This window comes from Reichenbachiella sp. MALMAid0571 (assembly GCF_040151475.1).
In the GTDB taxonomy this organism is placed as follows: Bacteria; Bacteroidota; Bacteroidia; order Cytophagales; family Cyclobacteriaceae; genus CAXBNB01.
This window is the reverse complement of sequence record NZ_JBDKWG010000045.1, coordinates 1-631: the sequence shown is the minus strand read 5'-3', so window position 1 is coordinate 631 and position 631 is coordinate 1. Positions and strand designations below refer to the sequence as shown.

General features: G+C 48.3%; 1 protein-coding gene. It reads left to right on the top strand.

The genetic code is table 11. The features are described from left to right. Positions 1 to 631, top strand: a 631-nt coding sequence (locus tag AAOP42_RS00660; RefSeq protein ID WP_349526521.1) for a hypothetical protein, incomplete at both ends; no start/stop codon positions are given.

The following is a 631-nucleotide window of genomic DNA, read 5'->3' as shown; positions in this document are numbered from 1 at the left end:
GACAGGCAATGCTGAGAGCAATCCAACGGCCTGTTCCGGTACAGACGGAAGCATTACGTTGACGACCGGCAACCTGTCTGACGGGACTTATACCTTAGATTATGAAGACGGCTCTTCAGCTTCTCAAACGTTCAGTATGGTCGTATCAGGAAATGTCGGAACGATCAGTGGATTGAGTGCGGGAGTTTACAACAACATCAGTATAACAGAATCAGGCTGTAGTTCAGTCGCCTATATAGATGTTACGTTGAGTGATCCATCCATTCCAACCTTGTCAGACAATGCTGAGAGTAACCCAACGACTTGTTCAGGCACAGACGGAAGCATTACGTTGACGACCGGCAACCTGTCAGACGGAACATACAGCGTATCTTATGAAGATGTTTCTTCGGCAACCCAGACGTTCAGTATGGTAGTATCGGGCAATGTTGGTATGATCAGTGGATTGAGCGCAGGAGTTTACAACAACATTACAATCACCGAATCAGGTTGTAGTTCAGTCGCTGATATAGACGTTACGTTGAGCGATCCATCAATCCCAACCCTGACAGGCAATGCTGAGAGCAATCCAACGGCCTGTTCCGGTACAGACGGAAGCATTACGTTGACGACCGGCAACCTGTCTGACGGG